This window comes from Bacillus sp. EB01 (assembly GCF_000613125.1).
In the GTDB taxonomy this organism is placed as follows: Bacteria; Bacillota; Bacilli; order Bacillales; family Cytobacillaceae; genus Bacillus_D.
The window spans coordinates 548,187-574,108 of the sequence record NZ_HG964497.1 but is presented as its reverse complement, the minus strand read 5'-3'; the positions used below and the strand labels follow the sequence as shown (position 1 = coordinate 574,108).

At 44.0% G+C, this 25,922-nt stretch carries 28 protein-coding genes; 17 read left to right on the top strand and 11 right to left on the bottom strand.

From position 1 onward, the window contains the following. Positions 1 to 49: 49 nt before the first annotated feature. From TY16_RS02545 to TY16_RS02530, 4 genes are all read right to left on the bottom strand, one after another. Positions 50 to 700: a TetR/AcrR family transcriptional regulator gene (locus TY16_RS02545; RefSeq protein WP_043930148.1), complete on the bottom strand. Its 651-nt coding sequence runs from the start codon at positions 698 to 700 to the stop codon at positions 50 to 52. 18 nt (positions 701 to 718) lie between these two features. Continuing rightward, complete coding sequence (locus tag TY16_RS02540) at positions 719 to 1,747, bottom strand: ABC transporter permease (RefSeq protein ID WP_043930147.1); 1,029 nt, start codon at positions 1,745 to 1,747, stop codon at positions 719 to 721. After that, positions 1,747 to 2,472: an ABC transporter ATP-binding protein gene (locus tag TY16_RS02535; RefSeq protein ID WP_043930146.1), complete on the bottom strand. Its 726-nt coding sequence runs from the start codon at positions 2,470 to 2,472 to the stop codon at positions 1,747 to 1,749. The genes TY16_RS02540 and TY16_RS02535 overlap by 1 nt, the downstream gene beginning before the upstream one ends. Before the next feature lie 262 nt (positions 2,473 to 2,734). Beyond that, positions 2,735 to 3,097, bottom strand: a complete 363-nt coding sequence (locus TY16_RS02530) for a FixH family protein (RefSeq protein ID WP_052342568.1) — start codon at positions 3,095 to 3,097, stop codon at positions 2,735 to 2,737. 170 nt (positions 3,098 to 3,267) lie between these two features. Here TY16_RS02530 and TY16_RS02525 point away from each other — a divergent pair, with 170 nt between their 5' ends. Next, complete coding sequence (locus TY16_RS02525) at positions 3,268 to 3,717, top strand: SRPBCC family protein (RefSeq protein WP_043930145.1); 450 nt, start codon at positions 3,268 to 3,270, stop codon at positions 3,715 to 3,717. A gap of 47 nt (positions 3,718 to 3,764) precedes the next feature. On the opposite strand, the gene bshB2 is transcribed toward TY16_RS02525, so the two are convergent. From bshB2 to pdxK, 3 genes are all read right to left on the bottom strand, one after another. Next, the gene (gene bshB2, locus TY16_RS02520; protein WP_043930144.1) at positions 3,765 to 4,433 is read right to left on the bottom strand and encodes a bacillithiol biosynthesis deacetylase BshB2; all 669 of its coding nucleotides are present in this window, start codon (positions 4,431 to 4,433) and stop codon (positions 3,765 to 3,767) included. A gap of 258 nt (positions 4,434 to 4,691) precedes the next feature. Beyond that, positions 4,692 to 5,039 carry a YojF family protein gene (locus tag TY16_RS02515; protein ID WP_043930143.1) on the bottom strand — a complete coding sequence of 116 codons (348 nt, stop codon included), beginning with the start codon at positions 5,037 to 5,039 and terminating at the stop codon, positions 4,692 to 4,694. 158 nt (positions 5,040 to 5,197) lie between these two features. Then, positions 5,198 to 6,013 (bottom strand): pyridoxine/pyridoxal/pyridoxamine kinase, encoded by an 816-nt coding sequence (pdxK, locus tag TY16_RS02510; RefSeq protein ID WP_043930142.1) that lies wholly within the window; start codon positions 6,011 to 6,013, stop codon positions 5,198 to 5,200. A 610-nt stretch (positions 6,014 to 6,623) separates the two neighbouring features. Between pdxK and fdhD the strand changes: the two genes are divergently transcribed. The 11 genes from fdhD (at position 6,624) to TY16_RS02450 (ending at position 18,715) form a co-directional block, all read left to right on the top strand. Continuing rightward, positions 6,624 to 7,388 carry a formate dehydrogenase accessory sulfurtransferase FdhD gene (gene fdhD, locus TY16_RS02505; RefSeq protein ID WP_043930141.1) on the top strand — a complete coding sequence of 255 codons (765 nt, stop codon included), beginning with the start codon at positions 6,624 to 6,626 and terminating at the stop codon, positions 7,386 to 7,388. Between the two features lie 99 nt (positions 7,389 to 7,487). Then, the gene (fdnG, locus tag TY16_RS02495; protein ID WP_155922322.1) at positions 7,488 to 10,463 is read left to right on the top strand and encodes a formate dehydrogenase-N subunit alpha; all 2,976 of its coding nucleotides are present in this window, start codon (positions 7,488 to 7,490) and stop codon (positions 10,461 to 10,463) included. Beyond that, positions 10,463 to 11,293, top strand: a complete 831-nt coding sequence (locus TY16_RS02490; RefSeq protein WP_043930138.1) for a 4Fe-4S dicluster domain-containing protein — start codon at positions 10,463 to 10,465, stop codon at positions 11,291 to 11,293. Before fdnG ends, TY16_RS02490 begins: the two co-directional genes overlap by 1 nt. Then, on the top strand, positions 11,286 to 11,996 hold the full coding sequence (locus tag TY16_RS02485; protein WP_043930137.1) for a formate dehydrogenase subunit gamma: 711 nt from the start codon (positions 11,286 to 11,288) through the stop codon (positions 11,994 to 11,996). Before TY16_RS02490 ends, TY16_RS02485 begins: the two co-directional genes overlap by 8 nt. Positions 11,997 to 12,144: 148 nt before the next feature. Then, complete coding sequence (locus tag TY16_RS02480; protein WP_043930136.1) at positions 12,145 to 12,957, top strand: formate dehydrogenase accessory protein FdhE; 813 nt, start codon at positions 12,145 to 12,147, stop codon at positions 12,955 to 12,957. 37 nt (positions 12,958 to 12,994) lie between these two features. Then, entirely contained in the window at positions 12,995 to 13,600 is a 606-nt protein-coding gene (mobA, locus tag TY16_RS02475; RefSeq protein ID WP_043930135.1) for a molybdenum cofactor guanylyltransferase, read from the top strand. A 35-nt stretch (positions 13,601 to 13,635) separates the two neighbouring features. Further along, the gene (locus TY16_RS02470) at positions 13,636 to 14,868 is read left to right on the top strand and encodes a molybdopterin molybdotransferase MoeA (protein ID WP_043930134.1); all 1,233 of its coding nucleotides are present in this window, start codon (positions 13,636 to 13,638) and stop codon (positions 14,866 to 14,868) included. A 12-nt stretch (positions 14,869 to 14,880) separates the two neighbouring features. Continuing rightward, a complete protein-coding gene (locus TY16_RS02465) occupies positions 14,881 to 16,800 on the top strand; it encodes a molybdopterin biosynthesis protein (RefSeq protein ID WP_043930133.1) in 1,920 nt (639 codons plus the stop codon). A gap of 61 nt (positions 16,801 to 16,861) precedes the next feature. After that, a complete protein-coding gene (locus TY16_RS02460; protein WP_043930132.1) occupies positions 16,862 to 17,326 on the top strand; it encodes a molybdenum cofactor biosynthesis protein MoaE in 465 nt (154 codons plus the stop codon). Next, on the top strand, positions 17,319 to 17,552 hold the full coding sequence (gene moaD / locus TY16_RS02455; protein WP_043930131.1) for a molybdopterin converting factor subunit 1: 234 nt from the start codon (positions 17,319 to 17,321) through the stop codon (positions 17,550 to 17,552). Before TY16_RS02460 ends, moaD begins: the two co-directional genes overlap by 8 nt. 143 nt (positions 17,553 to 17,695) lie before the next feature. After that, the gene (locus tag TY16_RS02450) at positions 17,696 to 18,715 is read left to right on the top strand and encodes a thiazole biosynthesis adenylyltransferase ThiF (protein WP_043930129.1); all 1,020 of its coding nucleotides are present in this window, start codon (positions 17,696 to 17,698) and stop codon (positions 18,713 to 18,715) included. A gap of 110 nt (positions 18,716 to 18,825) precedes the next feature. Here TY16_RS02450 and TY16_RS02445 read toward each other — a convergent pair whose 3' ends face one another. Continuing rightward, a complete protein-coding gene (locus TY16_RS02445) occupies positions 18,826 to 19,149 on the bottom strand; it encodes a general stress protein (protein ID WP_043930128.1) in 324 nt (107 codons plus the stop codon). Between the two features lie 154 nt (positions 19,150 to 19,303). On the opposite strand from TY16_RS02445, the gene TY16_RS02440 reads away from it, so the two are divergent. The 3 genes from TY16_RS02440 to TY16_RS02430 all read left to right on the top strand — a co-directional run bounded on the left by TY16_RS02440 (position 19,304) and on the right by TY16_RS02430 (position 20,902). Next, complete coding sequence (locus TY16_RS02440) at positions 19,304 to 19,984, top strand: uracil-DNA glycosylase (RefSeq protein ID WP_043930126.1); 681 nt, start codon at positions 19,304 to 19,306, stop codon at positions 19,982 to 19,984. 258 nt (positions 19,985 to 20,242) lie between these two features. Then, complete coding sequence (locus TY16_RS26480; RefSeq protein WP_043934449.1) at positions 20,243 to 20,518, top strand: YwdI family protein; 276 nt, start codon at positions 20,243 to 20,245, stop codon at positions 20,516 to 20,518. A gap of 12 nt (positions 20,519 to 20,530) precedes the next feature. Beyond that, on the top strand, positions 20,531 to 20,902 hold the full coding sequence (locus tag TY16_RS02430; protein WP_043930125.1) for a DUF423 domain-containing protein: 372 nt from the start codon (positions 20,531 to 20,533) through the stop codon (positions 20,900 to 20,902). A 47-nt stretch (positions 20,903 to 20,949) separates the two neighbouring features. Here TY16_RS02430 and gerQ read toward each other — a convergent pair whose 3' ends face one another. Further along, positions 20,950 to 21,474, bottom strand: a complete 525-nt coding sequence (gene gerQ, locus TY16_RS02425; RefSeq protein ID WP_081772857.1) for a spore coat protein GerQ — start codon at positions 21,472 to 21,474, stop codon at positions 20,950 to 20,952. 239 nt (positions 21,475 to 21,713) lie between these two features. Next, on the bottom strand, positions 21,714 to 22,457 hold the full coding sequence (gene hemQ, locus TY16_RS02420; RefSeq protein ID WP_043930123.1) for a hydrogen peroxide-dependent heme synthase: 744 nt from the start codon (positions 22,455 to 22,457) through the stop codon (positions 21,714 to 21,716). Between the two features lie 470 nt (positions 22,458 to 22,927). Between hemQ and pta the strand changes: the two genes are divergently transcribed. Further along, positions 22,928 to 23,905, top strand: a complete 978-nt coding sequence (gene pta / locus TY16_RS02415; protein WP_043930122.1) for a phosphate acetyltransferase — start codon at positions 22,928 to 22,930, stop codon at positions 23,903 to 23,905. 55 nt (positions 23,906 to 23,960) lie between these two features. Here pta and zupT read toward each other — a convergent pair whose 3' ends face one another. Next, on the bottom strand, positions 23,961 to 24,767 hold the full coding sequence (gene zupT / locus TY16_RS02410; RefSeq protein ID WP_043930121.1) for a zinc transporter ZupT: 807 nt from the start codon (positions 24,765 to 24,767) through the stop codon (positions 23,961 to 23,963). A gap of 256 nt (positions 24,768 to 25,023) precedes the next feature. Here zupT and TY16_RS02405 point away from each other — a divergent pair, with 256 nt between their 5' ends. Next, positions 25,024 to 25,866, top strand: a complete 843-nt coding sequence (locus tag TY16_RS02405; protein WP_043930120.1) for a lipoate--protein ligase family protein — start codon at positions 25,024 to 25,026, stop codon at positions 25,864 to 25,866. The last annotated feature ends 56 nt before the right edge of the window (positions 25,867 to 25,922 follow it).

The window sequence follows — 25,922 nt, the reverse complement described above, 5'->3', positions numbered from 1 at the left end:
AATATCTGCAAAAGCGAAGCCTGCCTCATAAAATTGGCAGGCTTCTTGGTTATTCTTTTGAGGTACCAAGCCCATGCATAATAAAATGAATGGTTCGCTCCATTTCTGCTTCATCGTCCCAATAGGCCTCGGGGATAATCAGGTATTTTGCTATGAAAAAACCAATGATGGACGATGCGGTCAGCCGCAGTGCGCTGGGTGCTGGTATATCAATGATTTCCCCATTTTCCTTATAATAGTCAGCAAGTCTGGCAAACCGTTCATACAGTTTGGATGCCACATGCTCCTTGAATTGTTCGCGCAGTTCCGGCTGGAATGGAATTTCCTGGACAAGAATCCTGATAATCTGGCTGTTTTTTTCAAAGAATTCCCTTCGGTTAATGAACATGGCTCGAAGGAACTCTTCATATGTTTCAAACCGTTTGTTTAGGACCTTATCGAAGTCCCTAATGACAAAGGGAGCGACGAGACGGGCCATGACTGGTGAAACAATATTGATTAACAGCTCTTTTTTTGTTTTATAGTGGCGGAAAATGGTTCCTTCTGCAACGCCAGCCTTTTTTGCGATTTCATTAGTTGATGTTGCCGCAAAGCCTTTTTCGGAGAAAGACTCGATGGCAGCAATCAGGATTTTTTTTTGCTTTTCGGTTAGTTCACCATCTTCAAAAAGATCTTCAATGGACATGTCTATCTCATTCATGCTGCTCCCGCCCCTTTCCTATATTTTTCTGTGCTTCTTAATGGCCACACTATTTAAAACCATGAACAGGGCAGACAACCCAAACAGTAACAGCAAGTCAGGATAAATCTCCCCTATTCCATACCCTCTTACCATCACATCCCGCATTGCGTCCGCGGCATAATAGAGAGGAGTGAATGGCCCAATCCAGCTTAGCCATTCAGACATTGTCTCAATATTAAATAACCCCGAAAAGAATACCTGTGGGACTATTACAAGAGGAATAAACTGGATAATCTGCATCTCGTTGTTTGCGAAAGCCGATAGCAAGGTACCCAACGTCAGTGCAGTAAATGAAAGCAACAATGTTGTCAGCAAGACAAGCAGGAACGATCCTTCCATAAGCATATCAAGTATATATATCCCGTACCAAGAGATAATCGCAGCCTGGATGGTTGTAAAGATTCCGAAGCCTACAACATAGCCAATGACAATTTCCCAGCGTCTTAATGGACTTGCAAGCAGCCTTTCCAATGTTCCACTTGTACGCTCGCGCAGAAAAGATACCCCAGCTATTAAAAATACAAAGAAGAACACGAAGTATGCAAGCAGGACAGGTCCAAAATAATCGAATTGACTCATAGAATCGGAACCGTGCAAATACTCAACAGTAGGTGCCTGTGTTTCAGTTTCAGGGACGATAGGCTCAAATGCATGCTGAATCCAAAGCATAAATGCCCTGTTTGCAGTGGGATCACTCCCTTCGAGTACAATCGAAGGTTTATTATCTTTCAGTTCAAGATATCCGTCCAGTTCCCCATCTTTTAGAGCTTGTTCAGCATGTGAGATAGAATCAAAGTCTTTTACTTCAGCATCCGAAAGGTCTAATTGATCCTTCAACTGTTCAGGAATTCCAATCAATCCAGCTTTCGGAACATAATCCTTCCCATTAAAAACAAGGTTGAGCATCGTCAGGATTAAAATTGGAGCGAGAATCATTAAAGCCATTGTCCGTTTGTCCCGGAAAAATTGCTTTAGAATCCGAATGATTAGAGCACGTATTCTCATTAGAATGCACCCCCGTAAACAAGAAATGCATGCTCAATCGTGTCTGACCCGGTATTTGCTTTTAGTTCAGCAGGAGTACCAATTGCAATCAGTTCGCCATTTCTAATCATCCCTAAGCGGTCACATTTCTCTGCCTCGTCCATAACGTGGGTTGTGACAATGATGGCAGTGCCTGAATCCTTCAAATGGTAAAACTGATCCCAAATAGTTTTCCGAAGAACCGGGTCAATTCCTACGGTTGGTTCATCAAGGATTAATAGCTTCGGTTCGTGCAGCATCGCAGCAGCCAGGGAAAGCCGGCGTTTCATTCCCCCTGAAAAGGCGGCTACCGGTTTGTTTAAATCATCAGTAAGCTGGACCATGTTCATGACGTCTTTAATCCGTTCTTGCCGTTCTTTCCCCTTAAGCCCATATAGTGCAGCAAAAAATTCAAGGTTGTCCTTTGCAGATAATTCATTGTAAAGGGCATCGGACTGAGACATATATCCAGCCATTTCAACAAGATTGAGCGAGGGCATTTTTTCACCGAACAACCAATTCTCCCCTTCAGTTGGAGTTTCAAGGCCGATCAGCTGGCGAACTATTGTTGTTTTCCCAGCCCCCGAAGGACCGAGCAGGCCAAAGATTTCACCTGGCATGATTTCCAGATTAATATTTTTTAAGACATTCTGGCGGCCAAAGGTTTTCGAAACATTTCTGATAGAAACAATTGATTCATTCCTCATTGTTCTCCTCCTCTTTCCATAAATAGAAGAGTGAGTAATCACTCATTTATGATTCTATTATATGTAAGGGTAAATGAAAAGTGAAGTGAGTAATCACTCATCTTTTGATTATACTTTTCGACAAACAGCCTCCAACTAAAATTAGCTAGAGGCCATTATAAATTTCTATCTCTTTTTTCTGCAGGACATTGATGGGCTTTCATTAATAATCCCGTGGACGAAGAAATTAGCACATTCCCGAAGTTGTTGCATGTTCTTCTCCTTATTCTGCCGTTTTTACCTCATATTCCATTTCTTTCGTAGTTTCTTCCTCGCCATTCTTAATTGTCATTATTATTTTATATTTACCAGCCATTGGAATTTTTACTGTACCGGAGTAGATACCGTCCTTTTCTTCTTTAAAATTTGTTTGAGAAGTGCCATGTGCCATTTTGACCATATCCGTTTTAGCTGTTATTTTAAGGCCGTTTACAGGTTCATCTCCTTCCAGGACTCTTATTGTAAAAGGAACTTCTTCATTTGAAACATATAGCGGCTGCATGAGTGTTATCGTGTAGTTTGGCCCGGAACTGCACCCAGCCAGAAAGGCAATGAGGAGCAAAGGGATATAGATTTTTTTTAGCATCGAAAATCCTCCTTTAATGGCTTAAGTTTACCTTTTTGTACGGATTTTGCCTACCATAGGTTTACTACTTTAGTGGGTTTAGAAAGCGGCAGTTCAGGAGAAACCTTTAAGGAAAAAAGATATAATGATAGAAAGGTAAAAGCAAAAGTAGATAAAGAGGTGAAGCGATCTTGGCGGACTTTGAAGCAAGTGTAATCATCAGAAAGCCAATCGAAGAAGTATACGAGTATGTTAGTAATATGGAAAATATGTCGGAATTCATGCCCAATGTTGTCAAGATAGACAAGCCAAGTGATGGGTTTTTGACGCCGGGCGACAAAGTACTCGAAACGCGGATGATTCGAGGCCGCGAAATGACGAATGAGTTAGAAATTGTTGAAAATGAAAAGAATAAGCATTTTTCCTACCGGAGCGATATAAATGGACTTCAGTCTACTTACAGATACAGATTTAGTAAAGCGGATGGAGGAACAAATGCTCACTTTGAGGCAATCATTAAAACGACTGGCCTGAGAATGAGGATTACCAAAAGGTTCATTGTTGATATGCTAAAAAGAGAAGACGGGAACCAAATGAGCTATTTAAAAGATGCACTGGAGGGAACTGGACCCTCGCTATAAAGTCACAAAAGAAGTAAAACCGGATAGCTAAGCTGTCCGGTTTTCGTTTAATCCATTTTATAGGTCCAGAATCGCTCATTATTGACCCAGACCATCATTGCAGGGTCCTGATTCTTTAATTTTTCTTCCATATCCTGAATAGTCCATGAGGTTTGAGATTTATGTGCCTTTATCGCTGCTAATTTAATATCGGCGACTGGAGTGATATCGTATACGATATCCGCTTCACCCAGCTCATCAATGCAATTATTCGAGAATGCGACACAATGCAGCTTTGGCCTCTTTTCCTTTGGAATTGCCTGGACAGCACGGACTACAGCCCTTCCGGTTGCATCATGGTCAGGGTGGACGGAGTATCCAGGATAAAATGAGATAATTAGTGAGGGATTGGTTTCATCGATGATAGAACCAATGTTAGCTGCAAGCTTTGCCTCATCCTCAAATTCAACCGTTTTATCCCTATATCCGAGCATGCGAAGATCCTGTATACCAAGAACTCTGGCTGCCTCCTGAAGCTCTTGCCGGCGTATTCCGGGCAAGGATTCCCTTGTTGCAAAAGGGGGATTACCCATGTTCCGTCCCATTTCGCCGAGAGTGAGGCAGGCATATGTTACCGGGGTTCCCATTTTTACATGGGAAGCGATCGTCCCTGATACTCCGAATGCCTCATCGTCCGGGTGAGGAAAGACTACAAGCACATGTCTTTCTTTATCCATACTATACTCTCCTCCATAAGCAGGCTGGACTGCGTCTACCAGCTTGCTCCGTTTTTTATTGCCACTGATTGAAAAGTTTTATTGGCGATGTTTCAGTGTTTTTCCGACAGTCAAAATATGCCCAATAAGCCGTATTGGCGATGTTTTAGTGTTTTACAACAGTTGAAATGTGCCCAATAACCCCCATTGGCAGCGTTTCAGTGTCTTTTAGCAGTTAAAATGTGCCCAATAACATGTCAGGAGCTTGTGTCACTGTTCTTACTCAAACGGTGTGGGGCTAATCTCTAGGGTGACAGCAAGCTTTCCGCTAAAGTCGTGGCCTGCCAATAGCAGTCTCCCCTTTTCATCCACTTCGTAATGTGTGATTCCTTCTGCATATATCCAGCCAAGCGGGATTTTTAAGCCTACCCTATAAGGGCCATTTCCAGTAATCTTCCCATATTCATATTGGACTTTGGCATTGCGGATGTAGGCGCCTGAGGAAAAGAACGACTGATCATTATGTGTTGCATAGGCACCATTAGTCGTTTCAAGATGGATATACACTTCCTTGCCGCAATAATTGTTGATTGCAGCCTGAACTTTATCTAATAAGACCGGTCCCAAAAGGATTCCCCCTTCCGGCAGCTATCTGCCCTCTTTGATTCTACAGTTTTAATATTGTTTATCATACTAAAGTTGGCCTTGAAAAGCGAAACGCATGCACTTCTTTTTCAGGTAAACGATTAAAAAAAGCCTGGAAATTTTTCCAGGCCTTTTGTGTACTAGTTGTTTTGCAATGAGTTTCTATAGGCGCCGTGCCAGACAGGTCCAACATACTGGTTAAGCTGGAATCCTTCATGGATAGCTTCGGTAATAAATAACTTTGCTGTATCAATGGCTGATTGAACGTCCATCCCTTTAGCAAGTCCGGCTGTAATAGCTGAAGAAAATGTACATCCTGCACCATGGGTATAGGTTGTACCAATTTTCGATGTTTTATATAAATGATAGTTCTTTCCATCGTATAGGAGGTCAATCGCTTCGCCTTTGTAATCGAATTTGCTCCCGCCTTTGATGACTACATATTTTGCACCCTGTTCATGGATAATCGCTGCCGCTTCCTTTAATTGATCCATTGAACGGATTGGTCCGGTCTTGGCAAGCTGCCCGGCCTCGAACAGGTTAGGAGTGACAACAGTCGCAATCGGGAGAAGCAGTTCGCGCATAGCATCTGTTGTTTCAGGATTAAGGACTTCATCTTCGCCCTTACAGACCATAACCGGATCAATTACAACTTTATCGAGCTTGTTTTCTTTAATTACTTTTTCAGCTAGTTCAATAATTTCAACAGTGCCAAGCATTCCTGTTTTCATGGCATCAATCCCAACCGAAAGGATCGTATCCAATTGTTTTTTCAAGGTATCGATTGGAAGAGGGTGCACCTCATGATTCCATCCATCAGGCTTCATGGTGACAACTGTTGTCAAAGCAGTCATGCCATAAACGCCAAGCTCCTGAAAAGTTTTTAAGTCGGCTTGAATTCCAGCGCCTCCGCTTGTATCAGAACCGGCAAGTGTCATTACTTTTTTAATCGACATAAATACTGCCTCCTTTAACAGGTCGTCCAGGGTGATTACTACTAGTAATCCCTGGTTCTTTACATACGTATCCTTCTCATTTTACTCAGTTAAAACCCCCTTTGTAAAGAGAATGAGACTTGATGTCAATACTCAGTTTAGACAAGTGTTCAATGAACATATAAAAATGAAAGTTTCGTTGGCAAGCATTTCTGATTTGTTACGATATTGTGTCTAATACATGTAGACGTGATAAAAATTACTGCGGAAAATGTTCATCCCGATTACTCTATGTATACGAAGGAAAGGTTTGCAGATTAGCAATGGTTGTAAGCGCTCGCTATTGAAGGATGGATATTTAATTCTATCTTCACGTTATTAATCTTAAGCAGTCACAAAATGTACAAAACTTAGACACAAAAGGGCAACCAATCTGTCAAATTAAAACCACTTTTTCTGCTCTTTTTATTATAAATTTTAGTAGTCGAACTTGTACCAGCCTTGATTTGCAAAGGTTTTCAAAAAAGACTCCCAATTTCCGGGAGGGTGATAAATATCACTGCTGTATTCGGCCGAGGTTTCTACAATGAAGATAGGTGAAATGGTGCCGGACGGAAAAGGAGGAAGGACAATGAACAGAAAAAGCTGTCCTGAGGAATATCCGATCAATCTTACAGTCAACGGTTATGAAATTGCCGTTTTTCAGCTTACGAAATCTGATTTAGAAGACTGGGTGTATGGCTATCTCTTCTCGGAAGGGATGATTGACATAGCGGATGATGTTGAGAAAGTGGAGTTTCACGAAGGTATGGCAACGCTCGGGGTCACATTGAATAATTCTTTTGATGGAGACAAGATGTTTTCAAAAAAGAAGCATTACACTGCTGGGTGCGGCCGTGGAGTAACCTTCTTCTCAATGACAGATGTAAAGGAATTTGGAAGAAATAATTCAACTAAGAACTACCCTTTAAGTTATTTATTGAAGAAACGCGCTGAATTTGCGCAGGCTTCGGAGCTCTACCTCGAAACAGGAGGCATGCATGGAGCGTGCATCGTTGATGAAGCTGGCAATATGGAGATCCGGGAAGATATCGGAAGACACAATGCTGTCGACAAAATCATTGGCCATGCAATTCGCAATCGGCTTAATCCGGAAGATTTGATTCTCCTTACTACAGGACGCGTGTCATATGAAATGCTATCCAAGGCAGCAAAATTTGGCTTCGCCGTCATCGGCTCAAGGACAGCTGCAACAAAGCAGGCCATCCAGTTAGCCAAATATTTAAATATAGAAGTAGTAGGCTATTTAAGGGGGAAAATGGCTGTAATTTATACTACTGCAGGCAGGGTCCACAGTGACCTTCGAGAATCGGTTGTTGCTGCAGAATCGAATTGAAAGGGGGAATCGCGCAGAGGAAATCTTTATCGGTGATACTGATTTTTCGGGGAATTAAGGGATGCTTAATTAAGGGAAGGAGACAGAGAGATGGTTGAAATCAACCTGAATCGCAGGCAGTTCTTGAAATTGTCAGGCGCTACAGCAGCTACATTGGCCATCGTTGAGCTTGGGTTTGACGAAAAGAAAGCCCATGCACAATCGAAAGAGCTGAAGACAGCCAATGCAAAAGTAACACCAACCATTTGCTGCTATTGCGGCGTAGGGTGCGGAATCCTTGTCCACACAAAGGACAACACTGTTGTATACACAGAAGGGGATCCAGACAACCCAATCAACGAAGGAAAACTTTGCTCAAAGGGAACAACCCTGAGACAGCTTTATACCTCAGAAAAGCGTGTATTAAAGCCGCGCTACCGCGCACCGGGCAGCGATACATGGGAAGAAAAAGACTGGGAATGGATGTATGAAACAATCACAAAGCGTGTGAAAGAAACCCGCGATGCTTCTTTTGTTGTAAAAGAAGATGGTATGACAGTTAATAAAACAGAGAGAATTGCTAGCGTAGGCGGTGCCGCGCTCGACAACGAAGAAGTTTATCTTCTTGCCAAATTGATGAGAGGGCTTGGCGTCGTATATCTCGAACACCAGGCACGAATATGACATAGTTCTACGGTTGCCGGTCTGGCACCTACATTTGGTCGTGGAGCAATGACTAACCATTGGAATGATCTGCAATATACTGATTGTGCGTTAATTATGGGAGCAAACCCTGCGGAGAACCATCCGATTTCGTTCAGGTGGCTGACAAAGGCAAGGGAAAATGGAGGAAAAATTGTCTCTGTCGACCCACGCTTTACAAGGTCTTCAGCATTGGCTGACGTCTATGCGCCGCTTCGGTCCGGAACAGATATCGCATTCCTGGCTGGGATGGTCAATTATGCAATGGAAAAAAACCTAATCCACAAAGAGTATGTTGCTAACTATACAAACGCTTCTTTCATTGTGAAAGATAGCTATGATTTTAACGATGGCCTATTCTCTGGCTATGATGAAACTAAAAGGTCCTATGATAAAACCCTTTGGGCTTTTGAAAAAGACAAAGATGACAACTTCGTCAAGGATTTGACACTTGAACATCCGCGTTCTGTCTATCAGTTGATGAAGAAACATTATTCCCGCTATACAGTCGACAAAATCGTTGAAGCCACAGGAACTCCTAAAGAAGATTTCCTAAAAGTCTGCGAAGCATTTTGTTCAACAGGGAAAGTTGGAAAATCTGGCGTCATCATGTACGCAATGGGCATCACGCAGCATACAGTTGGTTCGCAAAACGTGCGTGCAATGGCAATCTTGCAGCTTCTATTGGGTAACGTTGGTATTCCGGGAAGCGGCTTGGCTGCAATGCGCGGAGAATCAAACGTTCAGGGATCAACTGACTTTGGTCTCCTTTACGGGGATCTCCCAGGCTATGTTGGGGCACCAAAATCTTCTGTGCCTGAACACGGCACACTGGCGGGATACAACGAAAAAGAAACACCTAAAGCTGGCTACTGGAGCAATAAGCCTAAGTTTCTTGTAAGTATGCTGAAAGCCTGGTATGGCCCGAATGCAACGAAAAAGAACGAATTTGGCTATCAGTATCTGCCAAAAGGCAATAAGAACTATTCGCATATCAACCTGTTTAAAGCAATGTACGACAAACAACTTGATGGAGCATTCCTCTTTGGAACCAACCCGGTTGTCGGCGGACCGAATGCCGGCGAAGAGAAGAAAGCACTGGGCAACCTGAAATGGCTTGTCGCAGTCGACCTGTGGGAAACTGAATCCTCCGCGTTCTGGCAAAAGGAAACAGGAGCAAATCCTTACGAGATTGCAACGGAAGTCTTCCTGCTGCCTGCCTGTGCTTCATTTGAAAAAGAAGGATCTGTCTCGAACAGCTCCCGCTGGATGCAGTACCGCTGGAAAGCAATCGAACCAAAAGGTGAATCAAAAGCCGACCTTGAAATCATTCATGAGTTCGCAACAAGGATCAAGGCTCTTTATAAAAATGAAAACACCCCAGCTGCAAAGCCAATCAATGCGCTTTACTGGAATTTTGGCGAAGGCCATCACCCTGATATTGACTTGGTATGCCGGGAAATCAATGGCTATGATGTAAAAACCGGAAAACAGATTGCCGGATTTGGCGACCTGCTTGATGATGGTTCGACCTGCAGCGGAAACTGGATTTACAGTGGATTTTATCCGGAAGAAGGCAACCGTGCCAAAAACCGTGATAACAAAACTGGAGGCAAACACTTCCTGAACTGGTCATACGCTTGGCCAATGAACCGCCGTATCCTGTACAACCGCGCATCTGCCGATTTGAACGGCAAGCCATGGAGTGAAGAAAAGGCAGTTATCCATTGGGATGCAGCCCAGAAGAAGTGGGTCGGGGACGATGTGCCAGACTTCAAGGCAGTTGTATCCCCATCAGAACCAGGCGGAAAAAATCCGTTCATTATGGTGGCAAATGGCCAGGTTGCGTCAATTTTTGCCTCAGCCATGAATGAAGGGCCGTTCCCAGAGCATTATGAGCCATTTGAAAGCCCAATCAAGAACCCATTCTCAAGCCAGGATTTGAACCCAGCAGTCCAGATTTTTGACGGAGAATTTAACAAAAAAGGTGACAAAGAGAAGTTTCCAATTGTCGCTACAACATACCGTGTCAGCGAACACTGGCAATCCGGTTCAATGACTAGGAACCAGGAATGGCTCTCTGAAATTGCTGCCCATATGTTTGTTGAAATCAGTGAGGAACTGGCAAAGGAAAAAGGCATCAAGGGCAAGGATAGAGTCATTGTAACGTCAGCGCGCGGTGAAATTGAAGCGTATGCGATGATTACGAAACGCTTTAAACCATACACAATCCAAGGCAAAAAGGTCCACCAGATCGGCATGCCATGGAACTTTGGTTACAAGGGATACGCAACCGGGGATTCAGCTAACCGTTTAACGCCGCATATCGGTGATGCAAACACAACGATTCCTGAGTATAAAGCATTCCTTTGCGACGTAAGGAGGAAGGGCTAATGCCGGAATATGTAAAATATGTTGACGTCACCAAATGCGATGGCTGTAGGGCTTGCATGGTCGCCTGCAAAAACTGGAATGACCTTCCTGCGGAGGATGTAACGTACCAGGGAAGCGTGCAATCCCATGCCAAAGTGACTGCTGACACATGGAATGTACTAGAGTATATCGAGCATGAAAATTCAAAGGGAAATCTTGATTACTTGTTCCGTCATTCTGCATGCTTCCACTGTGCAGATGCCGCATGTGAAAAGGTTTGTCCTGAAGATGCCATCTCCTACACAGAATTTGGAACAGTTGTTATCGATCATGAAAAGTGTGTAGGCTGCGGATATTGCGTCCAAAACTGCCCATTCGACGTGATTTCCCTAAAGAATTATATTGATAAAAACGGTGATGAGTACCGTAAGGCCAACAAATGTACAATGTGTACTGACCGTATCGAAGAAGGCATGCAGCCAGCATGTGTCACTGTCTGCCATACGGGTTCGATGGAGTTTGGCGACAAAAATGAAATGATCAAAAAGGCAGAAAAGCGCGTGACTGAAATCAAGGAACGCTATCCGAATGCAATGGTTTACAACCCACAGGGAGTTGGCGGTACTCATACAGTGTATGTACTTGCCGAGAAGCCGTCTGTATACGGATTGCCTGAAAATCCGAAGGTACCAACATCCGCAGTCCTTTGGAAAGACTATGCCCAGCCACTCGGCAAAATGGCGCTTGGTGCAACTACCATGGCCCTTGTTGGTGCATTTGTAACAAATAAGATTTTCAGTAAAAAAACTGAAGAAGCTGAGCATAAGAATGGTGGTGAAGGCCATGAGTAAACCGCAATTGAGGGATGTTAAAGTTCGCCGTTTCCCATTGGCATTTGTCTGGGCCCATGCGATCAATGGTATAGCATTCTTTGCTCTATACATTACGGCTCTGCCTATGTATACCGAATTCTTTGACTGGCTCTATCCAGTTTTCGGGGGCCCTGAGGGCGCACGTTTGCTGCACAGAATTTTCGCTGTTGCTTTCATAGCGCCGACCTTTATCCTATTAATCTTCAGCCCGAAGTGGTTTATGCTCTGGATGAAGGAATTAATAACTTGGAAAAAGCGGGACATAGCGTTTTTTGGAAACTTCGTCAAAGAATTGTTTGGCTTAAAGTTTGATCATGTCAAACAAACATTCTTTAACGCAGGTGAAAAAATAAACTCGATTCTCCAGATCTTCTGTGCAATCCTGGTCATCGGTTCCGGCTTCACAATGTGGTTTCCAGAGTATTTCCCTAAAGCACTTATTCAATGGGGATACTTCCTTCATAATGTCGGCTTTGCGATTGGAATAGCAGTTATTGTCGGACACATATATCTCAGTGTTATCCACAAGCACTCACGCCCAGGCTGGTCTGGCGTAGTAACTGGTAAGGTTCCTGCGTGGTGGGCTAAAGGCCACTACAGTGACTGGTATGATGAAGAAGTGGAAAAGGGCAATTTCCCTGACCTTGATAAGCTGGACAAGAAAAAACACAAAGGTGCATAATAAGAGTAAATACATGTATGCGCTTTTAATAGAAACAAAAAAGGGAATGGCTGTCTGTAAAGGCAGCCATTCCTACTAAACTAAAGATATAACCCTAAAGAAGGCCTTGGCCCGATGCAGGACAATACATGAAAAGAGGTGCACAGGGTTGAAGACATCCGTCGTATCCAAAGAGTATTTAAATTTGCAAAAAGAGATTATCAGCCTTCAGGAAAAATGGAAAGAAAGCCTTGGGGAACAATCAGTCAATATAAAAGTAGATAAAGCGTCGTTGGCGGCAGGGGTTCCAGTGGCATCTCAAGCAATTTTTGATTTTGATATACCACTATTTTTACAGTGGATAGAGGAATTAAGGACTCTGTTGGTGAAACATAATAATAGTATGGAAGAAAAGCTCGCTTTTCTAAGCAAGTTAATTGATGAAAACACTGCACAACGCTGGATTGATGAGGCGTTAGCATTTAATGATATGTATTTCTCCGATTTCGCAGAAGATCACGAAGTAGAAGAGTGGATTCCCCATTTCATAGCAGAGACCGCGCTTCGCCCATATTTACAGCTTGCAGCTGAGAAGGCACAGCCTAGTATCTCCTTTGGCGTCCATGGTGCCGGCTGTCCCGTATGCGGGGAGCCTGCCAGACTTGCGCAACTAGAAGGAGAAGGAAAGAAAGAGCTATATTGTCCGCGTTGTTTGGTCCACTGGCATGACAAAAGGATCACTTGCACCCACTGTGGGAATGACGAACATGACACAATTAAATTTATTTCTGTTGAAGGAGATTCAACATCCCAAATCCAGGCATGTGACAAATGCATAGGCTATATCAAGATTGTTGATACACGTCAATTCATTAAAAAACCGTCCTTAGCCATTTTGGATTTGAATACCCTCCACCTTGATTTTATTGCCCAAGAAAACGGTTATCATACCGGAGGCGGTTCAGGACAGAATCAACAATAGTCATAGGTGAAAGATTAGAAAAGAGGAGGGTGTTGGCATGAAGGCGACAGCCATCCTACTATCCGGCGGGAAATCAAGCAGGATGGGAACGAATAAAGCGTTATTGGAAATTGGCGGGAAACCTACTATTGAAAGAATAAAAGATGAACTCATTGGCATTTTTGAAGAAATCATTCTTGTTACGAATGATTCAAAACAATATGGTTTCCTGAATGTGGTGACAGTTGGAGACGAATATCCTGGAATGGGGCCGCTGGCAGGTATTCATGCCGGTCTTAAAGCCTCGAGTTTTGACTCTAATTTAATAGTTGCGTGCGACATGCCATTTGTATCAGGGAAGCTAGCTGAAACCCTTATTATGCAAGTGGGAAATCATGATGCTATTATTCCGGTCTTTGGGGGAACACACCACCCCCTTTTCGCCGTGTACCAAAAGAGTATAATAAAAGAGATTGAGTCCTGTATTATTGGAGGAAATCTCCGGATTAAGGATCTTTTAAGAAAAATAGATACTTTTTATATTGATGAAGTAGAGTTGCAGAAGTATTCTGCAGTTGCTTTGGATAAGATTTTTTTCAATATGAATCACCCTGAAGAGTATGAATTTGCGAAACAAGCACTAAAAGAAAAAAGCAGAATGTAAACTTTACCTGCCGAGAGAGAAAGGAAGCGGGGTATATGCAATTTTTCAAGGTCAAAACAGTAGAGGATACTTTTAGTTTGATTGACGAAAAAGTGGGGAGAACTGCTGTGGTTGAAAACCGTGGGCTTGAGGAAGCACTTGGCTATGTACTGGCAGAACCAGTGCAGGCGCGTGAAGATGTTCCAGGCTTTGATAGGTCTACTGTTGATGGTTATGCAGTCAGAGCGGCAGATACATTTGGGTCCTCCGAGTCTATGCCCGGTTTCCTGACTCTCGTGGGTGAAGTGAAAATGGGCGAAACTGCTTCTGTACCGGTCGGTTTCGGTGAAGCTGTGTACGTGCCGACTGGGGGTATGATTCCCGCTGGAAGTGATAGCGTAATCATGATTGAGCATTGCGAAGAAATCAGCGGCCTTCTAAATATCTATAAACAGGTGGCACCAGGAGAAAATATCATCCGCAGGGGTGAAGATATAAGGGTTGGTGAACTGCTTCTTAAAGAGGGGGTTCGACTGAGGCCGCAGGAAATTGGCGCCCTTGCATCACTCGGAATAACGGATGTGCCAGTGTATCGCCGTATTCGGGCTGGCTATTTGTCTTCTGGGGATGAAATCGTTCCATTTGAAACACCTGAACTGCAAATAGGCCAAATCCGCGATATCAATTATTTGACGATTGCAGGTCTTGCTCGTGACTGGGGAATTGACCTGGTCTATGGCGGGATTGTTCCTGATACGTTTGAAGAATTTCAACAAAGGGCGATGCAGTTATTTGAACAGGTTGATTGCCTCATTTTATCAGGAGGCAGCTCGGTAGGGGCAAAAGACTATACAACCGATGTAATTCAATCCCTTGGAAGCCCAGGCGTGTTTGTTCATGGGATATCCATCAAGCCGGGCAAACCGACAATCCTTGCAATCGCTGGCGGGAAACCCGTGATTGGCCTTCCTGGCCATCCAGCATCGGCCATGATTATTTTTAACCTGTTCGGTGAAAGAATTTTGAAAAGGCTGCAGGGAGAAACAATCGTAAAAAGGCCTGACAGGATTTTTGCCAGAATCACAAAAAATATTCCTTCAAGTCCCGGCCGATCCGATTATATTCGGGTCAGTCTGTTTGAACAGAAAGGCGAATGGTGGGCTGAACCAATCATTGGCAAATCTGGTTTAATTACGACATTGGTGAAGAGCGATGGGATTGTAGAAATCACTTCAGAAAAAGAGGGCATCGCCCAGGGCGAATATGTCCCAGTGATGGCAACAAGGTAGGGGGAGCAGCACATGGAACAGAAGCGGTATAAACGGAAAATTTATCTCGAGGACAAGCCCAGGGCTGTAGCAAGGGAAGAATTACTTGCTGCCTTCGACCTGCTCCCGGAAACGGAATGGTTAAACGTTGAAGAGGCACTTGGAAGGATTACCGCTGAACCGATTTTTGCCGGCACATCGATGCCGCATTACCACGCTTCGGCTATGGATGGTATTGCAGTCCTTGCTGCTGATACATTTAGTGCGCATGAGCAGAACCCGCTAAGGCTCACCCTAGGGGATCAATTTGTTTATGTTGATACAGGAAATGCGATTCCTTCTCAGTATAACGCCGTTATTATGATAGAAAATGTGAATGTTATAGACGACCATACAGTAGAAATTATTGAACCAGCTACTCCTTGGCAGCATATCCGCCCAATCGGTGAGGATATAGTTCAGGAGGAAATGATTTTTCCACAGGGACATAAAATGCGTCCCGCGGACCTGGGATCCCTGCTTGCAGCGAGGATAACAGCGTTTCAGGTAATAAAAAAGCCGGCTGTTGCCATTATTCCAACTGGCAATGAGCTCATTGACGTGAAAGACGAGCCTGCACCAGGCAAGATCATTGAATTCAACGGGATTGTTTTTTCGAACTTTGTGAAGGAATGGGGCGGCGAGCCACATTTATTTCCAATCGTAAGGGATAATCCGGAAAATATAAAAGAAGCACTAGTAAAAGCAAGTGAAACAGCAGATATTGTCGTTATAAATGCAGGTTCTTCCGCAGGATCGAAGGATTACACAGCCCATGTAATTGGGGAAATTGGCAAGGTCTTCACTCATGGAGTTGCCGCTCGGCCAGGCAAACCGGTTATCCTTGGGCAGATTAATGGCAAACCAGTGGTAGGTGTGCCGGGCTATCCGGTATCTGCTTACCTTGCGATGGAGTGGTTTGTTCAGCCGCTCATCTGCAAATACTTGCAGATTCCTGTGCCAAAACGACAGAAAATTGATGTAACATTAGGACGGCGTATTGTTTCAACGATGGGCCAGGAAGACTTTATCCGAATGAATATTGGGTATGTAAACGGACGATATGTTGCAAATCCATTGACCAGGGCGGCAGGTGTTACAATGTCCTATGTACGGGCAGATGCACTGCTCGTTGTTCCTACTGACATACTTGGGTATGAACAGGGAGATACCGCAGAGGTGGAACTTCTCAAACCACTTGAAGAAGTGACGAATAGCATTGTTTTCACTGGGAGCCACGACCTGACAATCGACCTTTTGTCGTCACAGATTAAACGGAAACGGACTGATATGAAGGTTATATCTGCCCATGTTGGCAGCATGGCGGGACTGATGGCAATCCGCAAGGGAGAGGCGCATGTTGCTGGAGTCCATTTGCTAGATCCTGAGACAAAGGAATACAACTTGCCTTACGTGAAGAAGTTTTTAGCAGACATGGACATTGTCCTCTATCCATTCCTAAAGAGAAAGCAGGGATGGTTCGTTGCGGAAGGGAATCCTCTCGGGATTGAAACAGTTGAAGACATTGCCAGAACAGGTGCACATTTTGTTAACAGGCAGCGTGGCGCCGGGACAAGGATTCTGTTTGACCTCCTCCTGAAGGATAAAGGCCTTTCCCCTGAAAAAATTATTGGATACAGCAGGGAAATGTTTTCCCATTTGAGCGTAGCGGCTGAGGTGAAAAGTGATAAGGATTCAGTTGGCCTTGGAATCTATCCGGCTGCGAAATCAATGGGCTTATCATTCATTCCGCTCGCCGATGAAGAGTATGATTTGGTCATGACTCGCGCCTTTTTTGAAAGCGAAAAAGGGAGAATGCTTATTTCTGTAATTCAATCTGAAGATTTCAGAAGAGAAGTCGAAAAAATTGGCGGCTATGAAGTCATTGCCGGCGCAGTTCCCAAAATAAGCTGAGTAGGGACGACAGACTAGTGAATACGAAAGGCAAATATGCCTGGTAGTACATGGAGGGTAAATGATGTTTGAAATCTCAAAGGAACCCATCAATATACAAACTGTCATTGATAAGGTTGTCCAGCGGGAGGCTGGAGCGATTACAACCTTTATTGGAACAGTCCGTGAGCTCACTCATGGCAAAAAGACTCTTTTTTTAATATATGAAGCATATGAAGCGATGGCCGTGAAGAAACTTGAGCAAATTGGCCGTGAAATTGAGGAGCGCTGGCAAGGATCTAAAGTTGCGATAACGCACCGGGTTGGCCGCCTTGATATAACAGATGTCGCTGTCGTCATTGCTGTATCGACACCACACCGTGCTGATGCTTACGAAGCAAATCGTTATGCAATCGAGCGGATTAAAGAGATTGTTCCAATTTGGAAGAAAGAGCATTGGAAAGATGGAGAAGAATGGGTCGGAAATCAGCTTGAAACGATTGCATATCCAAAAGGAAAACCCGAGGAGGGTGATTTGAATGAATAAAGTGATGTTTTTCGCCCATTTACGTGATGCGGCAGGAGTGGAGTCTATTTCCGTAGACGCTGCTGGAAAAACAGTGGGGGAACTGAAGACGGATCTTGCTGGTAAATACAGCCTTCCGAAAATGGATACAGTTATGGCTGCAATCAACGAGGAATTTTCCACGAATGAAGAAATCATACAAGAAGGCGATATTATCGCTTTTATCCCGCCGGTAAGCGGCGGTTGATTTAAAAACTTTTTTAAAAGGGCTTCCTTCATTGGAAGCTTTGTTTATCCCGCATTTAGGGGCAGTAAGCCTAAGTTTCACATTGCAGCCTTACTGATAGTACCAGAAACAGCTCCGATGATTACGGAAAGGAGGCTAAAGTGATGGCAGAACGGTATTCAAGACAAATCTTATTTCCAGGTATCGGCAATGAAGGGCAGAAGAAAATCAGCTCAAAGCATGTATTGCTGATTGGTACAGGCGCGCTTGGCTCCGGAAACGCCGAAGTGCTGACCAGGGCGGGCGTCGGTAAATTAACCATTATCGACCGGGACTATGTCGAGGCGAGCAACCTGCAACGACAGCAGCTTTATACAGAAGAAGATGTTGCCGAAAAATTACCGAAGGCAGCTGCGGCTGAAAAAAGACTAAAAGCAATCAATTCTGATGTGGAAGTAGAGGCTATCATTGGTGATGCTACTCCGGAATTCCTAGAGGAGCTTGCAGAAGGTGTAGATTTAATCATTGATGCAACAGACAATTTCGAAACCCGAATGGCGATAAATGATGTTTCGCAGAAATATCAAATTCCCTGGATTTATGGCGCGTGTGTTGGAAGTTATGGAATGAGTTTTACGATTATACCTGGGGTCACTCCCTGCTTGAATTGCCTTTTGAGAACAATTCCTTTGCAAGGTCTTACCTGTGATACTGGGGGGATTATTGGACCGGCTGTTCAAATGGTTGTTTCGCATCAGACCGCTGAGGCTCTAAAAATTCTAGTAGAAGACTGGGATGCAATTAGGACGGAATTTGTAAGCTTTGATATGTGGCGCAATGAGTATACATCGATGAAAATGGGCAAAGCGAAATTTGCTGGTTGCCTGTCATGTGGGGAACATCCGACATATCCATATCTTGATAAAGATAATATGACCAAAACCACAGTTCTTTGCGGGCGGGATACAGTGCAAATTCGCCCGTCTGCACAAGGGGAAGTTTCGCTTGAGCAGCTCTCAGGGCAGCTCGGATCTCTTGGATATACTGTCAAAGGAAATCCCTATCTTATTTCGATAGAGCTTGGTGCTGAGCGGATGGTTATCTTCAATGATGGCCGTGCTCTTGTTCACGGTACGAAAGATCTTACTCATGCAAAATCAATTTATCAAAAGATTATGGGATGATACATTTTAAAGGCAGATTATATAGGTATACCTTTTTATGGATGTCCTTTGCAGCCCGATAAACTATAGTAAAGCCCCCGGAGAATTCTTCCCCGGGGGTTCGTTGTTCTCTACTTTTTACAAGCTACAAGGACCAGCCTGCCTTCGTCCAGCTCTTTTTCAAGACGGTCAGCCTCAGATTCAGAAAGCCCAAGAGATTGAAATTGGGTGCGCAGTTCATCGCCCCGCTTTTTAAATACACCAGTTACTGAATTGATTAAGCCCTGGTCCGTCAATCCGACCTCTTCTGCTCCAGTTGCGTCAGCAAGATGGGACTCGCGCTTCTTATCATGCGCAAATAAATAGATATCGTCCTTCTTATAGCCTTCGGTAGCCAATAAGGAAAGCTTATCCTGGGCCTGGACTCCATTTTCAACGATTTCAACCTTATACATAATTGGTTCCTCCTTCTTATCTATGAAATTTATCTCACATTTAGTATTTATCCTTTCCGCAAAGCCGTAAACATGATAGGGGTGGAAGAACCCAATCAGAAAAAATGATAGAATTGCAGTAAAATGGGGAATAGAGATTGGAAGGAGGGGTTATATGCTTGAAAACAATTTGCCAAGAAGCTGGTCTAAGGTATTGGGAGAGGAATTTCAAAAAGAGTATTTCCATACATTGCGGGAATTTTTAATAGAAGAATATCGTACGAAAACTATTTATCCGGAATACAGTGATATTTTCAATGCATTAATGTTTATAGACTATGATGATGTAAAAGTTGTCATCCTTGGCCAGGATCCCTATCACGGGCCGGGCCAGGCACATGGACTAAGTTTTTCTGTTAAGCCGGGAATCAACCCGCCGCCATCTCTTAAAAACATATTTAAAGAGCTGTGCAGCGATCTTGATAGTGAAACTCCTGAGCATGGATATCTTGTCAGCTGGGCGGAACAGGGTGTGCTTCTGCTTAACACAGTCCTTACCGTAAGACAGGGAGAGGCAAATTCCCATAAAGGGAAGGGATGGGAACGGTTCACTGATCAGGTAATTACGCGGTTAAGTGAACGTGACAAGCCTCTGGTATTTATCCTATGGGGGAAACCAGCCCAAAGCAAGCTATCTTTGATTGACACAAAAAAGCATAAAATTATTACCTCGGCACATCCAAGCCCGCTTTCAGCGAGAAAAGGTTTTTTTGGAAGCAAGCCTTTTTCGAAAACAAATGAACTTTTAAAACAGCTTGGATATGATGAAATTGACTGGGCGCTGCCACCACTTTAAGAACTTAATGCTAATTAAAATGCTGATCCAAACGGGTCAGCCTTCTTTATGAGTATGATGCGTTTATTGATAAAGCTTGGCACTCCTAAAGTGGAGAGAGGCTATTCATAAAGGTCGTGAATGATAACTCGGGGTTGTGAAGGTATTAAGTTGTCATTCATGACCTGGAGAGAAATTTGCCGTATTGGCCTATGTGCGAAAAAAGCAGGAATACTGTACAATGGTGATATTGTAAAATGGGACAGGGAGTTGATTTCTTTGAACATACATATACATACTCTACTAAGAAAAATGGGTGAGGAACTGGACCGGGCAAAATCGAGTTCAAATGAGGCCCAAGTACGTGAAAAAATATATACAATCAAGGCTTTATGCGAGGTCATCCTTGCCGAAGAGGAAACGAGAACTCCTGCTGTACAGCCAATTCAGGCAACACCATCCATAGGGGTGGAAAACCTTGGTACTGCTATAATACCTGGAAAGAAGCTGGAAGTGGAGGACGGGGCAAACGGAGATTCAATCTTTGACTTTTAGGGGGAAAATAAAGTGAAAACATTCATCATCATTGGGGCTGTTAACGCATTTTTGGCAGTTGCCCTGGGAGCATTCGGAGCACATGGCCTGGAGGGGCGGGTTGAACCGAAATATCTTGAGACTTGGAAGACTGGGGTAACCTATCAGATGTTCCATGCAGCTGGACTTTTAGTAATAGGGCTCATCCTCGGAAAGGTACCAGCAGCCTCCTTGTTTACTACCTCAGGTTGGCTGATGCTAATCGGAATTATTTTGTTCAGCGGTAGTCTATATGTTTTAACCCTGACAAAAATTAGTATTCTCGGCGCCATTACTCCTCTTGGGGGAGTCGCATTCCTGGCTGCATGGGTATTAATTGTCATTGGTGCAACAAAGTATCTATAAAAAAAGGAGGACAAGCCGTATTGGCTTGCCCTCCTATTTCATTTAACCTAACGCGGCGGCTGTGTGCTCTGGCCATGTCCGGGTCCACCGCTGCCGCTAAAACCACCGCCACCTGCTCCAAATGGATATTCATATTCAATTTCCTCATCAAACGTTACATAATCGAGGTAAACCATCAACAGTAGATAGCGCATCCCTGTCTGTGGGTCGCTAAGGATAATATGGTCACGCCCCGCGGCTTCAATTATACCTTTAAAAACCTGCTGCCGTCTTTGGCCATCCCGTGTCCCTTCAAACGTCATATAAACCGTTGCCAGCTTTCCTCGGTTTAACCGGAGGATATTCTCTATATAGGATTCTTCAATTGGCAGCATCCCCTGCGCTTGTTGGCCAGTCGTTGGTGTCTGTGGAAAAGGTGCTTGGAAACCGGCGCCGCCTCCAAAACCGCCCATCTGTCCGCCTCCAAAAGACTGTTGTTGCATACCTGGGCCAGGGCCTACAGGTGTCCCTCCTGTTCCTGAATAGGGCTGATACCCCTGTTGGCCAGCACTATAATTTCCGTACGGATACATTTGCATTCCCTCCTCATAAATTGCGCATTGGAGGTCGGCCGACGGGTCAGCCTCCGCTGCCATTATTGCCGATTTTCCAATTCCAAGGTTAGGGATTCTACCTTTTCGGAATTGAAGACTCGCTGTTTCAATCATATGAGGCAAAATGCCGATTTAGTACTTTAAGAAGAGTGCTGTTACTCAAGGAGGATACAATAAAAAATGCTCCCGCCACGATAAATCGGGGTGGGAGCACATTTTTATATACTGAAGAAGCTTTCAACCTTTTCTTCGGCAAGGATATTGCCGACAAAGAACGAGCCGAATTCGCCGTAGCGGGCGCTAACTTCATCAAAGCGCATTTCGTATACAAGCTTTTTGAACTGAAGCACATCGTCGGAGAACAATGTTACTCCCCATTCGTAATCATCAAAGCCTACGGAGCCTGTAATAATTTGTTTGACCTTTCCTGCGTATTGGCGGCCAATCATGCCATGGCTGTACATAAGCTTACGGCGATCCTCCATCGGAAGCATATACCAGTTGTCATTGCCTTGGCGGCGCTTATCCATTGGGTAGAAGCAAACATATTTTGCTTTAGGCAGAATAGGATACAGTCTGGCACGTACATGAGGGTTTTCGTATGGATTTTCGCCATCTTTTAAATAATTGCTCAATTCTACAACCGATACATAGGAATGTGCGGGAATTGTATATTCAGCAAGTTTCGATTTATTGAACTCTGTTTCAATTTCATTCAATTCCTCCATTGTAGGGCGGAGAATCATCATCATGAAATCAGCTTTTTGGCCGACAACAGTATAGAGTGCGTGGCTGCCTTCTTTACTTTCCTGAGTCGCATTCCACTTTTCCACTAGGCCCATAAATTCTTCTATGGCGGCTTGGCGTTCATTCTCTGGCGTCATTTTCCAGGTCGTCCAATCGACGCTTCTAAAATCATGCAAACAATACCATCCATCAAGCGTTTGTGCAGCTTCGCTCATCCAAATCACTCCCGATTCGTTCTACTCTTTATACTTGTTTACTATATCATAGTTTCGCCAAAAATCCCCATTAGATGCCCTTTAATAGCCTGTCCGTTTAATTCCTGGCAAAAAAGGATATTTTGTCAAAAGAAAGCTGAAAATATAGTGAAACTTCCATCCCTGTGTTCTTCGATTGAGGTTAGTCGCGCAAAGCCCGGTAAGGCGAAGACCTAATAAATCGTATCTCATCAATCGGGCTTTTACAGGCAGCTGATCCCCGCCATATTTCTTTTTTGTGAAATTAATTTTGGCGTAGGTCTTACTGCCCGAGAATACGGGGTAAGAGCGTTGTATGGAAGAGCCTAATTCCACAGCCAATCTCCCGAACTTTTTAAAAAGACTGACATTTTCGGTGGGACGGTATTTTTCTTGAATTTTAGTGTCAGTGGGTTATCCTGAATATGTGTAAAAAAGGAGGAAGAAGTAACGTGAGTGATTTATTTGAAGGAATTAAGCAAAAGATTTCCGGTAATAACCTGAGGATCGTTTTCCCTGAGGGCCTGGATGAAAGAATCCTGAAGGCTGCGGGACGCCTGGCTGCAGAAGGAATCCTTACTCCTGTAATTATCGGCAATATTGAAGAGGTACAGTCAAAAGCCAAGCAATTGGATGTATCCCTTGAAGCCGCTGAAATTTATGACCCTGCCAATTACTTGATGATGGATGAACTCGTAGCATCATTTGTTGAGAGAAGGAAGGGTAAAGCTAGCGAAGAAGATGCTCGCAGGATTTTGCTTGATGAAAACTACTTTGGGACTATGCTCGTATATGCAAACAAAGCGGACGGGCTCGTTAGCGGTGCAGCTCATTCCACTGCTGATACCGTGCGGCCTGCTTTGCAAATTATTAAAACAAAAGAAGGTGTCTCTAAAACATCCGGTGTATTCCTGATGGTTCGTGGAGATGAACAATATGTGTTTGCTGATTGTGCAATTAATATTGCACCTGACAGCAATGACCTAGCTGAAATTGCAATCGAGAGTGCGCGGACTGCAAGAATGTTTGATATGGAGCCGCGTGTTGCGATGCTGAGCTTTTCGACAAAAGGATCTGCCAAATCTCCGGAAACAGAAAAGGTTATGGCAGCGGTGGAAGAAGCTAAGCGCCGCGATCCTCTGTTAATCATCGATGGAGAATTCCAATTTGATGCCGCGTTTGTTCCTTCTGTTGCCGCAGCTAAGGCTCCAAATTCCGTCCTTCAGGGCAATGCGAACGTCTTTGTATTCCCTAGCCTTGAAGCTGGTAATATTGGCTACAAAATTGCCCAGCGTTTGGGTAACTATGAAGCGGTCGGCCCGCTTCTCCAAGGGTTGAACCGCCCGGTCAATGACCTGTCACGCGGATGCAACACGGATGATGTGTATAACCTGGCGTTGCTTACAGCGGCACAAGCGTTAATGCAGTGACCTATAAAGCATAAAATTAGCCCGGCCTTAGTGGCCGGGCTTTTGTGTGCTGTTACTAGATAATAAGGAGCAAGCTGAGTGCCATGACGGCCATTCCCGCAATGAGGCCATAAATTGGAAGGTGGGTTTCATCGTATTTTCGTGCGGCGGGCAGCAATTCGTCCAGTGAAATGAAGACCATGATGCCGGCAACGGCCGCAAAGATTACCCCAAACATGATGTCATTAAGGAAAGGCATAAGAAATAGATAGGCAACGAGAGCGCCAATCGGTTCGGATAAGCCAGAGAGGAAGGATAGCTTGAATGCTTTCTTCTTATCTCCTGTAGCAAAATATACCGGTACAGAAACGGCAATTCCCTCAGGAATGTTATGAATGGCAATTGCAATCGCAATGGCAACACCAAGAGCCGGGTTCTGGATTGCGGAAGTGAATGTCGCGATCCCTTCCGGAAAGTTGTGGATGCCAATGGCCAACGCAGTGAATGTACCCATTTTTAACAAAGCAGGATCTTTTATGATAGCACCGGGCTGCATCTCTTCAACCTTTTTCAATTCATGTGGGTTGCCTTGTTTAGGGATTAATTTGTCTATTAAGGCAATCAAGAGAATTCCGCCAAAGAAGCTGGAAACTGTTGCCCAGTTTCCTCCTTTTGCTCCCAATTCTGCGACAAGGGCGATTTTGGCCTTTTGGAAAATCTCAATCATTGATACATAAATCATGACTCCAGCTGAGAAACCGAGGGTCACTGATAAGAACTTTGTATTTGTTGTCGAAGTAAAAAATGCCATTAAACTTCCTATTCCAGTTGCAAGACCTGCAAACAGTGTCAGTCCAAAGGCGAAAAGGATTTCCATATTCATTCCCCTTTCTTGTGTAAAAACCACTTCTATAAAGTATTGAAGAACCCGGGGAGAGGATACTCTTTTTCGGGCTGCTTCGTTTGTAAAATTAATATATGCCCTCGGTTTAAAATGTTTCCTTTGCTCAACATTTTATCTTATGGGAAAAACCTAGTCCAACATTAAAAACCGAAAATGCTTTTTCTTTTGACTGCATAATGGGCTTTGTCGTTATTATGCTATAATAACACCACATAATTGAACTGGAGGCACCACTATGAAAGACAGTGCAACTTCGCTGCTGTGGCAGGAACAGTGGCGGCTCATCGACCAATCTACCACAGGGCTGCTTATGCCAGCCATCCAATCCTTTGCCATTGACGACACATTATGTGCATCTGTTGGCTCACATCTTGCACCAGCTACAGCACGAACCTGGGTGCATCATGATACAGTAGTCCTGGGTATTCAGGATACAAAGCTGCCATATCTTAAAGAGGGCCTTGCCTATCTTTATTCCAAGGGATTTACACCTATTGTAAGGAACTCGGGAGGCCTTGCCGTCGTACTTGATAAAGGAGTCTTGAATATTTCACTTATTTTACCCGAAAAAGAAAAAGGAATAGACATTAATAGGGGATATGACGCGATGTTGGAGCTTATTCGCTGCATGTTCGCTGATTGGGGAAAAGAAATTGAAGCACGGGAAATTATTGGATCATACTGCCCTGGCAGCTATGATTTGAGCATTGGCGGCAAGAAGTTTGCAGGAATTTCTCAAAGAAGGCTCAGAAAAGGGGTAGCTGTTCAAATCTATTTAAGTGTGGAAGAGAGCGGCGGAAGTAGGGCGGAATTAATAAGAGAGTTTTATTCACTCGCCTTAAAAGGGGAACAAACAAAATTTAGCTATCCTGAAGTAAAGCCGGAGGTGATGGCAAGCCTGTCTGAACTGCTTGGCACGCCCCTAACAGTGCAGGATGTCATGTTAAAACTTCTTATCGAGCTAAAAAAAATGAGCAGTCTTCTTTATTCCGGCCAGCTGACCCCGCATGAGCTTGAGCTTTTGCCAGGATACTCTGCCCGGATTGCTGAACGGAATGCCACATTACAAAAGCCGTAACCCAAGATGGATTTACGGCTTTTGATTGTTGTTATCATCTTCGGCTTGCTTGATTT